The sequence below is a fragment of the Streptococcus sp. KHUD_016 genome, from assembly GCF_051106465.1.
Classification (GTDB): domain Bacteria; phylum Bacillota; class Bacilli; order Lactobacillales; family Streptococcaceae; genus Streptococcus.
Genome location: NZ_CP193663.1, coordinates 1,891,741 through 1,904,641 on the forward strand (window position 1 = coordinate 1,891,741; position 12,901 = coordinate 1,904,641).

The following is a 12,901-nucleotide window of genomic DNA, read 5'->3' on the forward strand; positions in this document are numbered from 1 at the left end:
CATTGTTATTTACATCATCTTGATAAAAATGTGGAATACAGTCGCAACTAAAAGGGATAATAAGCGAATTCCTCTTGCAAAAATAGAAACGGTAGTAATAGTTTTATAAAGATATTTTGGAGCAAGCAAGAGCAATGTTAATCCTAGGAAAAAGAGGGTCAGGATGTATTCCTGACCAGCTTATCTGTCATTAAAATCCTAATTTTTCAAATATTTCTGAAAAGTTTTGGCTAATGGTCTCAAGTGACACTTGAACTTCTTCTCGAGTTTGGTTGTTCTTAACTGTCACTTGTCCGCTTTCGACTTCGCTCTCTCCGAGAGTGATGAGGGTCTTAGCAGCAAAGACATCGGCTGACTTGAACTGAGCTTTGAGTTTACGGTTGAGGTAGTCACGTTCTGCTTTGAATCCTTGTTGGCGAAGGACTTGTACCAATTCCAAGGCCTTAACATTTGCTCCTTCACCCAAGACTGCGATATAGACATCTAGGGCGTTTTCGATAGGGAGAGCCACACCTTGCTTTTCAAGGATGAGAAGCAGGCGCTCTACACCAAGTCCAAAACCAAACCCAGCAGTTTCAGGACCACCAAAGTAAGCAACCAAACCATCGTAACGACCACCCGCACAGACTGTCAAATCATTGCCCTCAATCTCAGTGATAAACTCGAAAATCGTGTGGTTGTAGTAGTCCAAACCACGTACCATATTGGTATCGATGATATAGTCTACACCCAGATTTTCCAACATCTGACGGACGGCATCAAAATGAGCTTGGCTTTCTGCATCAAGGAAGTCCAAGATAGACGGCGCATTTTCTACTGCCACCTTGTCTTCTTTTTCCTTAGAGTCCAAGACACGGAGAGGATTTTCCTCCAAACGACGTTGGCTATCCTTCGACAAGGTCTCCTTGAGCGGTGTCAAATAGTCGATCAAGGCCTGACGATAAGCCGCACGGCTCTCAGGATTTCCGAGAGTGTTGAGGTGTAATTTGACACCTTGGATGCCGATTTCTTTCAAGAAATGAGCTGCCATAGCGATGGTTTCCACATCGGTAGCTGGATTGCTAGAGCCAAAACACTCGACACCAATCTGGTGGAACTGGCGTAAACGACCTGCTTGTGGACGCTCATAACGGAACATAGGGCCCATATAGTAGAACTTACTTGGCTTTTGCACTTCTGGGGCGAAGAGTTTATTTTCCACATAAGAGCGGACAACGGGCGCAGTTCCTTCTGGACGAAGGGTGATATGACGATCACCCTTGTCATAGAAATCATACATTTCCTTGGTTACGATATCCGTTGTATCTCCGACAGAGCGACTGATGACCTCGTAATGCTCAAAAATAGGCGTGCGCACTTCCGCATAGTTATAGCGCTTGAAAATTTCACGGGCAAAGCCCTCAACATACTGCCACTTGGCAGACTCAGCAGGTAAAATATCCTGCGTTCCTTTTGGTTTTTGTAATTTCATAGGGAATCCTCTTTAAACTTAATAGTCTTATTTTACCATAAATAGAGGGATTAAAACAGTGAGAGGAGAAAATCGCAAGAGAGTCTTTTCAGAAAATTCATCAAAAACTTGCCAAATTGTCAGAATTATGAGAAAATAGAGGATATTTATCACGTGGAGGGACTGTAATGAGAGAGGATATCAAAATCAATGACCGTGCTTTGGCCTTGCAAGACCAAATTATCGAAAAACTAGAGAAGGTTTTTGATACAGATGTGGAATTGGATGTTTACAATCTAGGACTGATTTATGAAATCAATCTGGATGAAACGGGTCTCTGCAAGATTGTCATGACCTTCACCGATACTGCCTGTGATTGCGCCGAAAGTTTGCCTATCGAAATCGTCGCAGGTCTGAAACAAATCGAGGGTATCGAAGATGTCAAGGTTGAAGTTACCTGGTCGCCTGCCTGGAAGATTACACGAATTAGTCGCTACGGACGTATTGCCCTTGGACTGCCACCTCGTTAAGCAGGCAAATCACTTTTGAAGATAAAAAGAAGCAAGCCGAAGATGGCTTGCTTTTTGATACTCAATGAAAATCAAAGAGCAAACTAGGAAACTAGCCGCAGGCTGTACTTGAGTACGGCAAGGCGACGTTGACGTGGTTTGAAGAGATTTTCGAAGAGTATGAGTTTATTTTTTACCTGACTTGTCCATGTTCCAGAAGTCTGTCACGGCTCCGCGTGAAGCAGATGATACGATATGGGCATATTTACCGAGAACACCACGGCTGTAAAGAGGTGGCAAGGTTGTTTCTGCCTTGCGTTTTTCAAGTTCTTCTTCTGATACGGCCATGGAAATTTCTTTGGTATCTTGGTCAACCGTAACGATATCACCTGTACGGAGGTAAGCAATCGGTCCACCATCCTGAGCTTCAGGAGCGATATGTCCGACAACCAGACCATAAGTACCACCAGAAAAACGACCATCCGTCAAGAGGGCAACCTTGTCTCCTTGACCTTTACCAACGATCATGGATGAAAGGGACAGCATCTCAGGCATACCAGGACCACCCTTAGGTCCAACGAAACGAACAACGACTACATCACCATCAACGATTTCATCTGTCAGAACGGCCTGAATAGCATCTTCTTCTGAGTCAAAGACCTTGGCTGGTCCAACGTGACGACGCACCTTAACACCTGATACCTTGGCAACCGCACCGTCAGGGGCAAGGTTCCCGTTCAAGATGATAAGCGGACCGTCTGCACGTTTTGGATTTTCAAGTGGCATAATGACTTTTTGGCCTGGTGTAAGGTCTGCAAAGTCAGCCAAATTTTCAGCGACTGTCTTACCAGTACATGTGATACGGTCGCCATGAAGGAAACCATTTGCCAAGAGGTATTTCATAACCGCTGGCACACCACCGACTTCGTAGAGATCTTGGAAGACATACTGACCAGATGGTTTCAAGTCGGCCAAGTGAGGCACACGCTCTTGGATTGTATTGAAGTCCTCAAGTGACAAGTCAACATTAGCCGCATGGGCAATGGCAAGCAAGTGAAGAGTGGCATTTGTAGAACCACCGAGAGCCATGGTTACAGTGATAGCATCTTCAAAGGCTTCACGAGTCAAGATATCTGATGGTTTGAGTCCAAGCTCCAACATCTTGACAACAGCACGTCCTGCTGCTTCGATATCTTCTTTCTTGTCAGCTGATTCAGCTGGGTGAGATGAAGATCCTGGCAAACTCATACCGAGAACTTCGATAGCAGTCGCCATGGTATTAGCTGTGTACATACCACCACAACCACCAGGACCAGGACAGGCATTACATTCAAGACGTTTCACGTCCTCAGCTGTCATGTCACCGTGGTTCCATTTTCCGATTCCCTCAAAGACAGAAACCAAGTCAATGTCTTTGCCATCAAGATTACCCGGTGCAATAGTCCCACCATAGGCGAAAATAGCCGGGATATCCATATTAGCAATGGCAATCATAGAACCAGGCATGTTCTTGTCACAGCCACCGATAGCGACGAAGGCATCGACGTTGTGACCACCCATAGCCGCCTCGATAGAGTCCGCAATGATATCACGAGATGTTAGAGAGAAACGCATACCAGGCGTTCCCATGGCAATCCCGTCCGCTACGGTGATAGTCCCAAACTGAACAGGCCAAGCACCTGCCGATTTGACACCTTCTTTGGCCAATTTCCCGAAATCATGCAAGTGAATGTTGCAAGGGGTATTTTCCGCCCAAGTTGAAATCACTCCCACAATCGGTGTTTCAAAGTCCTTATCTGTCATACCAGTCGCACGAAGCATGGCACGGTTTGGTGATTTAACCATGCTGTCATAAATGCTACTGCGGTGACGTTTATCTAATTCAGTCATCTTATCCCTCCCATTTCAGTTTTTACTATTATAGCACATTTTAAAGGCAATGAACAGAAGAAAATTCTTGAATTTTCAGAAAATTTCGATTAATTTGATTGAATGACTTCTAATTTTTTTATCTTTTTTTGTCAAGTAACTTTACTTTACAAAAAAAATGTGTTATCCTAGTATGGTTGATGAAAATCACTAGATTGAATCGAATTTAAATACCTAAAGGAGAAAAGAAAATGGCAGTACCTGCACGTCGCACCTCAAAAGCGAAGAAAAACAAACGTCGTACACACTACAAAGTAACAGCTCCATCTGTAAACTTTGACGAAACTACTGGAGATTACTCACGTTCTCACCGCGTATCACTTAAAGGATACTACAAAGGACGTAAAATCGCTAAAGCTGCATCAGCTGAATAATAGAAGGGAGATACCATGCGCGTAAATATCACACTTGAACACAAAGAATCTGGTGAACGCTTGTACCTTACTTCTAAAAACAAACGGAACACTCCAGACCGTCTTCAATTGAAGAAATACTCACCAAAACTTCGCAAGCACGTAGTGTTTACAGAAGTTAAATAGTGGGTCATTACGTTTCAGTAGAAACGAAAAAACCTTGATTTCATGCGATTTTTGGAATATTGAAATTCATTACAAATCATTTGAAATCAGTTCTATGGCAACCTTTTTGGCAACCTTTTTTGAAATAAAAAAGAAAGTCAACAATCGAAGAATATAAAGTCCTAAGAATTTTTTAGGACTTTTTTATTCCTAAAAATTGTGGCTCTATACTATTTGTAGTGGGTAAATCCCCTATAGATCTTATGGAGCCTATTTTTGTGTAGAAAAAAAGTCCCATAAGATCTATAATGAAAAGCGACAAAGCAACTCATTAGAAAAATTCATATGGAACCATTACATTTTATCACAAAACTACTAGACATTAGAGACCCTAATATCCAATTTATGGATATCATCAACAAGGATACACAAAAAAATCATCTCTAAACTGGAAGCGACCAATAATCTCATCAAACTTATCAAACGAAATGCCTTTGGATTTCGAAACTTTTAAAACTTCAAAAAACGGATTTTCATAACTCTGAACATCAAAAAAGAAAGGACGAAATTTGTCCTTTCTAGATCTTAGCTTTTCTGGCTCTATAATATTTGTAGTGGGTAAATCCCTTATGGATCTGATAGAGTCTATTTAATTTCAATCCAGTTAAGATCATCTGCACTTAGTGGTGTAAAAGAATCTAGTAAACGTTCCAGCTCTATTCTAGTATACACTTTACCTTTTTCATCTTTAATAGTTATGACATTATTTGTATTTGTTTGATTAATACTTAACACTTTGTTTAATTGTGTCCCCTGTTCATTAAACATATATTGTTCATACAAATATGTACCGCCTGAGAAACCACCCCTCAACCAAAAACTACCATCACTCATAGGTATAAGGAAATAAAGATGGCCAAGAAGCTCAACATTATTTATAATTTTTCCATTATTTAATGTAAAAACATTATATATTGTCCGTTCCCAATTATACTTCTGACTAGTTCTTTTAGAATCTTTCGATGTTTGATCACCTGCAATTACTAATTCATTAACACCGTTATTGTCAAAATCATATAAAGCATAATATAACTTCACTGGTTCAGGTCTTCCATTCGGCAATATTTCGAAATTAACATAGCTATATCCTGGTTCAATCTTTTTATTTTTAAGCACTTTAAGATATTCATCAATAACCGGCTGATACTCAGTCATAGTTCCCGATATATCTTCTTTACTTTTTAGTCCAGATACTGTCACTTCGACAACATTTTCCTCAAATGTTTTTCCTTTTGATTTTAACTCTTCTAAATAAGAATCTTTGACATTAAATATTAATTTATCACCGTTCTTCAGATTTTTGGGTTTATCTGTTTGTTTGAATTCTAGAACAGAATTAGTTCTATCTACTAATTTACCATAGCCATCAACTCCTGTAAATTGAATATTCGCTTCTTTTATTAAATCTTCCGCTGAAACCTTCTCATACTCCTTCAAATTTTCAACTTTAAAGATTTTCTTCTCAGATTTGATGGGAACAATAGGATTTGTAACTGTTACTGTAATTGTGACCTCATCCCCGTTCTTTAAACGATTCTTCTTATCATAATCTATCTTTACACTACTAATCATATTGTTAATAAGAGGATATTTAGAAGAATAGCGAGGATCTGTTTTAACTTTTTCTTCTCCTTCTGGATCAGCAGCTAATAACTTTGCTTGTTCCTTCTCTATACCAGATTTTTCCAGAATAATCTGTGTCATCCAAATATTAAATTCCTTTTCATTTGAATTTATTAGTTCACCATCTCCATCGTAACCTGTAAATTCAACAGTTAGTACGTTGAATATACTTTTGGGTTGAGACTGGAAATAGATATAACCACCTAAAGAAAATAAAACAAGTAATAATACAATAAAAATTCCTACAGACTTCTTCCGATTGGTTGATACAAATTTCTTAATTTTTTCCAAGAAAGATTGTTTTTTTATTGATTTACTCCTATCCGCACTTAAATTATTTAAATAAAGTGACAATTCTTCTGGTGTAGGTTTACGACCATTTTGCTCCTCAAATTGTTTTATCCATTCCTTATTATCCATTATTCTATTATCTCCTCATCATTTTTCAATAATCATTATTATTATAATCATCTAAAATTTTTTTTTAGAAAATATAAATAATTTATTTAAAATATATCTTCCAGATTCTAATTTTAAAGTTTAAACATCATCATAACAATCTTCAATTATTATATATTCATCAAATTACTCAGTGATCTATAAACTATTAATCAATGCAATAATTAATTTTAATCTTACTATAAACAGTTTTTAAAATATTTAAAACCTATAATAGGTGCACTATACTCCAAAAGTTAGACAGCAAATTCTAACTTTTGAAAGTCGGTAAAAGGAAGTAGTATGAGTATGAGTTTGATTTATAACTGTTAAAATTTGTTTCTCATTCTCTGCCATAAGCCGAAATAAATTGTTATAGAAACAATAGGTTTATTGTCGTACAAAATTTGATAACTAATATTAAAAATGTTAACTACCAAAAATTATACTTCAAATAAATTTTAAGTATACTAACGTCTGAAATATTTCAAAAACATACTATAAAACCTTAAATCAATCAAAATAATCTATTAAATTGCTCCATTAAGAATAGGACGAATACCATCTAGTATGATGGAGAAGAGAGAAGAGCTGACAAATTTCTCTGTAAAAATAATTAAAAATAAAGCTAATGTAATATAAATGATTCTAATATAAAAAACGTCTATTTTAGAATTAGATTCATTAATATTCATCAAACCAATAATTAATAAAATAAAATTATATAAAAATCTTAAAAGAAGAAAAGCAATAAAAACAACTATTAAATTATTAAGACCCGGTATTTGTTTAATTAAATTATCAAGTCCATAGAAAATCTGCGTAGTGAGATTCATCATTGGTGCTGGAGCTACTATTAAGTGTGAAGGTATGAATAGAACACACAAAATGAGAAGAATATTTGGGAGTATTAAAAATGAAGTAGAACCTAATTTTTCACTTAAATAAGTTTTCCACTCTAAATTTTTATTTGTTAGTTTAAAAGCTATTAAAGGTAGCAACAAAATTATAATTTGTAGCAAAAAGAATAATAAAATCAAGTAAAAATATGTCCCCAATGAAGTTAATGATTTCCACGAATTAACCAATAATGTATATATTTGAACTCCATTTGGTTCCATATTAATAGTTTTCCCAGCAATCGGTGTATCAATTAACATTTTTAAAACACGCCAGAAAAGTTGCCCTAATGAGACAGATAACAATATGCTGCTAATAAGAATATTGATAACTGGATAGTACCACTGAGCATTCAACTGACGAGACGGATGTTTTAGTGTTTCTATCAACCATGACGGATATGAAATAGTACTAGATACATTAGTGATAGATTCGGCAGTAGTATCTTTATTTACATCTTCTCCATTACTTACATTGTTATCTTCTTGCTCAACTGTAAATTCACCTTTTTTTAAAGCTTCTGCAATTTCTTTCTCATTTGGTACTCTATCATTGATTAATTTGAATAATTCAATCCACTTTTCTTTAGTCATTATTCAGCTCCTTTTTCTTTTGATTCTAGTTCTTTTTTTATTGAATCACGTTCAGCTTGTAGTTTAGTCAAATCCTTTTCCTCAACTTCTAGTTGACTAGTATCTGGTTTAACACGGTAATAAACGTTTTCTGGTTCCGTAAGCATGCTAGGATAACTTTGTCCAGCAACAAGTCTATCTTCAGCAGTATTTGATTGATCAGTATACTGTCCAGCGGACTCTAAGACAATGCCTCTAGGTACTACAATCATATAACCTCCTCCTGCTGGAATACCTTTTGGCTGTAAACCGAAAGAAGCTGTATCAGAGTTAGGACGTTTTTGACCTTTTGAGACTGTTAGTTCATAAGTAGATTCATATTTTTGACCATCGCTATAACCAGTTGCATATATTTCATTAGACTCATTAATAACAAACTCTCTACCCGAAGCTGTACGCCATGTACCTTTCAAACTAGATAAATCGTTATTTCTTAGTGCTTCAATATCCAGTTTTGGAACAGCAGTTTCTTTCTTTAGCTTGCTAACAAGTGCTTCTGTTTCAGTAATCTTGGTATCCAAATCAGCCAGTTGATTCTTGAGTTTTTGAATTTCCTCTTGTTTATCCTTATCAGTCTCATCCGTTTTTCCTTGGCTTGTAGACGCTTGACTTGTTGTCTCTGTAGTTGAAACTGAAGACGATGCTTGATTTGACTCTTTATTTTCCTTAGGTGAGAATAAGAAGAGGCTTGCTAGAATTGCAACAACCAACAGACTGATAGCAATTCCAATGTACACTTTTATTTTAAAAAACTTACCCCTAATCTTAGATGGAGAAGCTCCTTCCACTACCCTCGGGACAGTTGATTTAGGAGCATTCTTCTCTTCAAAATTTTTCTTTGTCATAGTATTCCTCCCATTTTTCACTATATTTTACATTTACCTTAGATAAATTTACGAGTTTTTTCTAGTATACGTGAATGGCTTACAGTTCAAAAATAATCTGAAAAATTATCATGATTAAAGACTGCTACATCATGACTAGCCTTGTCCGATTCAGCCTTAGCAGTATTTACATCAGCTTGAGTAGGAACTTTAGGTTTAACCTCGTCCTTAGCAACTACTTCAGTTGCTGGAGTGTCCTTAGCGACTACTTCGGTTGCTGGCTTATTGACAGGTACTTCAGTTTCACTAGCAGATACCCCAGATGCCACACCTAGAGCTGAGATTGCAAGCGTTGAAATAACTGCACCAGTACGCAATTTTTTGATGGTGCCGTGACCTTGTGTTTTTGATTCTAGTATATAAACTCCTTTATGTCTTAAAAGACTGTTTTATGAATAATATTATACCACACTTAACAGTCTTTTAAATATTATTTTTGTTATAATTTCAGTCTTTTAATAACGATTTATTCAATGAGATAAACTTGTATGATAGTTATGAGGTACTATCATGACTGAAAAAATAAATTTAAGAGAATTTGTTGCAAAACAAATCAGACTTCTAAGACTGAAAAGCGGGATGACACAAGAATATCTAGCTGAAAAGGCTGATCTGGGATTCAACTATATCTATAGATTAGAGAATAAGCAGTTAAACGTTAAGCTGGAGACCATTGAAAAAATCATACAAGCGCTTGAAGTTGATATGAATACTTTTTTTAATATTGAAAATCAAAATCAAAGCGGAGAATTTTCACAACTCATTGAAGATATTAGAAACCTACCGACAGAAAAAAGAGAACCTACTATAAAAGCTCTCCGAGATATATTAAAACAAATAAATTAAGCCAAGTATTTTTGAACTTGGCTTTTTATATTAGTTATCAAATCCATTTCGCTCTCGTACGTCCTTGATAAAGCTCTCGATATTATCCCAATCCTCGTACTCATCAGCAATCCTAAATGTGTCAAGACGATTAGCTACTTGAGAAAATATTTCAATGTTTTCTTCGGATTCAAATATCTTTTCAACAAGAGGAAGATATTCAATAGCTTTCGACAGAGTATCTAATTTGCTAATAATTTCAAATAGATTATCTTGTTCAGAGATACTCTTATAAAAGTGATCAATCCATACAATTAGAGCGTAGTCATTAATTTTAGTTTTCTTATTTGGGAACTCTACACTTTCTAAGCTCGATATTATGGAGTTTTTTAATGATTCCGCTCGTTTATCATCTGATAATACAGCTTTTGCCTTATCTTTTAAATCAAGTTTTTCTAATTTATTAGTGATTATATTAGATACTTCTGTAATATAATCTTCATCTCCCTTCCCTATTGCATCCACAATAGTCTCTGCAAATTTTTCTAATGCAGTAGATTTTTCGTTTATATTATCTTTGCCAAAGGAAGGGAAAATAGCTAAATAATTATTTTTAGAGACTACCTTACCAGACAACAAATTTTCTGCCGTCTTGTCGCTCATGTGAAACTTTTCTACTAGATAAGCAATTTTAGCTTCATAATCTCCACTAATCCCTTGTTCATATTTGAACCCTTGAAATTCTTTCATTTTGTGCATCAAATTAACTGTAACTGCAACAAGCATGCGTTCTTCTTTTTTTTCTTCCATATCAGACATCCTTTACACAAAAAAAGTTTATGTACATATTAGCATTAATGTATTTGAAACGTCAAGATATTGATGCATTTTTATAAAAATTTAGGGTAAAACGTTTTCAAGAAAAATCTTAAAAAAAATTTATTTTTTCTTTGAACTAAATAATCTCGATAGATAATAAATTATATTCCACTGAAAGTGCTATGTAGCAAGCTTTAAACAATGGTTTGAACAAACAAAAAAATCTTAAAAAAACCAAGAAAAATTATTACGTATATTTTAAGTGAATTTAGGTAAAATCTTGTCAGTTTTTATGGGAGAATTAAGATGTGAGGTAGCTATCACACAATACATATCTTCAATAAATTTGAAAAGCCGTGAATTTTTTGATGTATTTAATAAAACGGTTAGAAAAGAGGTAGCCTATGGAAGCTACACAAACAACAATGCAGGGTCGCCTTATTGGCGCATCAGAAGTGAAAGATTTTACTTCTGGTCTCGGTACTGGTCAAACCCAATTAACAATTGGTGTACGAACTTCAGACGGTCGATTTAATCAAACAAATATCAAGGCTGATATAGTTAATGTATCTGATTTTACAACCTTATTTGACGAAAAAGTAGAAATTGTTCTTGAGGGTGTTTCTATCAATGCTTATAACAGTGGAAATCGTGCTGCGCTCTCAGTAAAAGCTAAGTCTGCTTTTATTGAGCTTGCTTAAATTATTAGGGGAGGTCTTCCTCCCTCCCATTTATTGGAGGTTTACTTTATGCTTATTTTAAATAGTTTACATGAAACGATTGATTTAAATTTATCATCATACCTTGATAGAAGTGAAACACCTATCCTTTTCGATAGTCACCCTATAAATCTTCCTAGAGGTAATTTCTACAGCGGTCGTATCAGATTCTGGGTAACCGAGGATTTTTCCGTAGATATAGCAGACTTTGTAGTTAGTCAGGTTTATAAACATATCAAGGAAATACTTGAATTTTCTTATGATATTCATGATTCTTACGTAGATTTTAATTATCGAATGAGGGAGCATGAAAGCAAGGAGGAAAACTAATGATTATTCTGTACTCTATTTCACTACTATTTATCCTATTGTTAGGGATTATGGTTCTTGTCATTTGGGGAATATATCAATTTGATAAAATATTCCTAAACCAACTTTTCTTTAACTACTTAAACAATAAATATTCTCCTCCTAGAGAGTGGTATAAGATAGGTAGTGTCCAACAGAATATTTATTCTCTGTTACCTACGCTAGAACATTTAAAGGTTAAAGAGCAAGTTAAACTTTCTGATAGTGGTGAATATCTAATAATTCAACTCAGTTCCAATATTTCATCAGAACAACAGCTTGAAATTGAGAATATAGTAAAAGGAATTATTGCAAACCACGAAGTTTCTTATACTATTGATTATAGTCAAGTTGAGTTGGTAAACGGAGGGTGGTTTATTTTCTTAAAATTAGAAACCATTGGGGACGCTACCTTTAATCAGAATGCTAGAGCAACAGAACCTAAAATTCAGGAGGAATTTGACCTTGATGAAATCATTGAGCTCTAAAAATCCATTTCTAAAAGCTGGGGGCGGAACGCCAGATATAGATTTCATCCATCTTTTGTTGCTTGGGGGTACTGGTGTTGGAAAATCTACGGCTGTTCTCGCTATCATCAATTATCTATACAATCAAAATCCTGCAAGTGAATTTATTATTTCTGAGATGAAGCAGTCTGATTATTTATTTGCGGAACATTTACACAATGTATATTTAGGGGACAGAGCTATTTTAGCTATAGATGTAGCTTTTAATGAGATTGAGTTAAGAAAAAAGAATAGAGGAAGAGAAAAAACACCCTACTATCTTGTAGTAGAAGAATTAACTTCATTATTTGAATTAGCAGGAAAGTCTAAGAAAGAATATCAGGAGAAAATTAGAGTTATTCTTTATACTGGGAGGGCCTTTAATGTCAAATTATTAGCCGTTTCACAAGATCTGCTTGCTTCTGCACTGGGGGAGGGTTCTGCTCGGAATCAATTTTCTTTAGTAATTGCATTAGGGTCACTGAGGTCATCAGTAACTAAGGGACTTTTTGAACTAAAGGAAGGACAAGAGTTACAAAAAAATTTACCCAAAAGATTTGGCTATCTTCAGCGTTTTGATGATGGTTCTAATGTTATTAAAATTAAGGTTAAACAAGTACCCGATATAAATTTACTGAAGGGACGAGTTCTTGATATATTAGGAAAGTCTGCTGATGTTGCTGAGGCTGTTGACCCTGATTCACTTTAGAGAATCAGACGGTCTTACAGCCTCGCCAGCTT

At 35.6% G+C, this 12,901-nt stretch carries 15 protein-coding genes and 1 pseudogene; 9 read left to right on the forward strand and 7 right to left on the reverse strand.

What is annotated here, in order from left to right; genetic code table 11:
• Positions 1 to 190: 190 nt before the first annotated feature.
• A complete protein-coding gene (hisS, locus tag ACORHV_RS09100) occupies positions 191 to 1,471 on the reverse strand; it encodes a histidine--tRNA ligase (protein WP_247941222.1) in 1,281 nt (426 codons plus the stop codon).
• A gap of 167 nt (positions 1,472 to 1,638) precedes the next feature.
• On the opposite strand from hisS, the gene ACORHV_RS09105 reads away from it, so the two are divergent.
• Entirely contained in the window at positions 1,639 to 1,980 is a 342-nt protein-coding gene (locus tag ACORHV_RS09105) for a metal-sulfur cluster assembly factor (RefSeq protein WP_001206380.1), read from the forward strand.
• A gap of 165 nt (positions 1,981 to 2,145) precedes the next feature.
• Here ACORHV_RS09105 and ilvD read toward each other — a convergent pair whose 3' ends face one another.
• Positions 2,146 to 3,849, reverse strand: coding sequence for a dihydroxy-acid dehydratase (gene ilvD / locus ACORHV_RS09110; RefSeq protein ID WP_000137343.1), 1,704 nt, complete (start codon positions 3,847 to 3,849; stop codon positions 2,146 to 2,148).
• A 230-nt stretch (positions 3,850 to 4,079) separates the two neighbouring features.
• Between ilvD and rpmF the strand changes: the two genes are divergently transcribed.
• The 3 genes and pseudogenes from rpmF to ACORHV_RS09125 all read left to right on the forward strand — a co-directional run.
• The gene (gene rpmF / locus ACORHV_RS09115) at positions 4,080 to 4,262 is read left to right on the forward strand and encodes a 50S ribosomal protein L32 (protein ID WP_000290417.1); all 183 of its coding nucleotides are present in this window, start codon (positions 4,080 to 4,082) and stop codon (positions 4,260 to 4,262) included.
• A gap of 15 nt (positions 4,263 to 4,277) precedes the next feature.
• On the forward strand, positions 4,278 to 4,427 hold the full coding sequence (gene rpmG / locus ACORHV_RS09120; RefSeq protein WP_001265622.1) for a 50S ribosomal protein L33: 150 nt from the start codon (positions 4,278 to 4,280) through the stop codon (positions 4,425 to 4,427).
• 421 nt (positions 4,428 to 4,848) lie between these two features.
• A pseudogene (locus ACORHV_RS09125) lies at positions 4,849 to 4,995 on the forward strand (transposase); the annotation flags it as partial.
• A 56-nt stretch (positions 4,996 to 5,051) separates the two neighbouring features.
• Here the strand turns inward: ACORHV_RS09125 and ACORHV_RS09130 are convergent.
• From ACORHV_RS09130 to ACORHV_RS09145, 4 genes are all read right to left on the reverse strand, one after another.
• Entirely contained in the window at positions 5,052 to 6,509 is a 1,458-nt protein-coding gene (locus ACORHV_RS09130) for a hypothetical protein (RefSeq protein ID WP_131200631.1), read from the reverse strand.
• Positions 6,510 to 7,057: 548 nt separating this feature from the next.
• On the reverse strand, positions 7,058 to 8,020 hold the full coding sequence (locus tag ACORHV_RS09135; RefSeq protein WP_131200632.1) for a hypothetical protein: 963 nt from the start codon (positions 8,018 to 8,020) through the stop codon (positions 7,058 to 7,060).
• Positions 8,020 to 8,904: a DUF6287 domain-containing protein gene (locus ACORHV_RS09140; RefSeq protein WP_131200633.1), complete on the reverse strand. Its 885-nt coding sequence runs from the start codon at positions 8,902 to 8,904 to the stop codon at positions 8,020 to 8,022. The genes ACORHV_RS09135 and ACORHV_RS09140 overlap by 1 nt, the downstream gene beginning before the upstream one ends.
• Positions 8,905 to 8,990: 86 nt before the next feature.
• Entirely contained in the window at positions 8,991 to 9,260 is a 270-nt protein-coding gene (locus tag ACORHV_RS09145; RefSeq protein ID WP_223805116.1) for a hypothetical protein, read from the reverse strand.
• A 193-nt stretch (positions 9,261 to 9,453) separates the two neighbouring features.
• On the opposite strand from ACORHV_RS09145, the gene ACORHV_RS09150 reads away from it, so the two are divergent.
• Entirely contained in the window at positions 9,454 to 9,789 is a 336-nt protein-coding gene (locus ACORHV_RS09150) for a helix-turn-helix domain-containing protein (protein WP_047206714.1), read from the forward strand.
• Positions 9,790 to 9,819: 30 nt separating this feature from the next.
• On the opposite strand, the gene ACORHV_RS09155 is transcribed toward ACORHV_RS09150, so the two are convergent.
• Positions 9,820 to 10,578 (reverse strand): hypothetical protein, encoded by a 759-nt coding sequence (locus tag ACORHV_RS09155; protein ID WP_131200634.1) that lies wholly within the window; start codon positions 10,576 to 10,578, stop codon positions 9,820 to 9,822.
• A gap of 413 nt (positions 10,579 to 10,991) precedes the next feature.
• Between ACORHV_RS09155 and ACORHV_RS09160 the strand changes: the two genes are divergently transcribed.
• The 4 genes from ACORHV_RS09160 to ACORHV_RS09175 are packed head-to-tail and all read left to right on the forward strand — an operon-like array spanning position 10,992 to position 12,869.
• The gene (locus ACORHV_RS09160) at positions 10,992 to 11,288 is read left to right on the forward strand and encodes a hypothetical protein (protein ID WP_131200635.1); all 297 of its coding nucleotides are present in this window, start codon (positions 10,992 to 10,994) and stop codon (positions 11,286 to 11,288) included.
• Positions 11,289 to 11,336: 48 nt separating this feature from the next.
• Positions 11,337 to 11,636 (forward strand): hypothetical protein, encoded by a 300-nt coding sequence (locus ACORHV_RS09165; protein WP_131200636.1) that lies wholly within the window; start codon positions 11,337 to 11,339, stop codon positions 11,634 to 11,636.
• Entirely contained in the window at positions 11,636 to 12,142 is a 507-nt protein-coding gene (locus tag ACORHV_RS09170) for a hypothetical protein (RefSeq protein ID WP_131200637.1), read from the forward strand. Before ACORHV_RS09165 ends, ACORHV_RS09170 begins: the two co-directional genes overlap by 1 nt.
• A complete protein-coding gene (locus ACORHV_RS09175; protein WP_131200638.1) occupies positions 12,123 to 12,869 on the forward strand; it encodes a hypothetical protein in 747 nt (248 codons plus the stop codon). Before ACORHV_RS09170 ends, ACORHV_RS09175 begins: the two co-directional genes overlap by 20 nt.
• Positions 12,870 to 12,901: the final 32 nt, after the last annotated feature.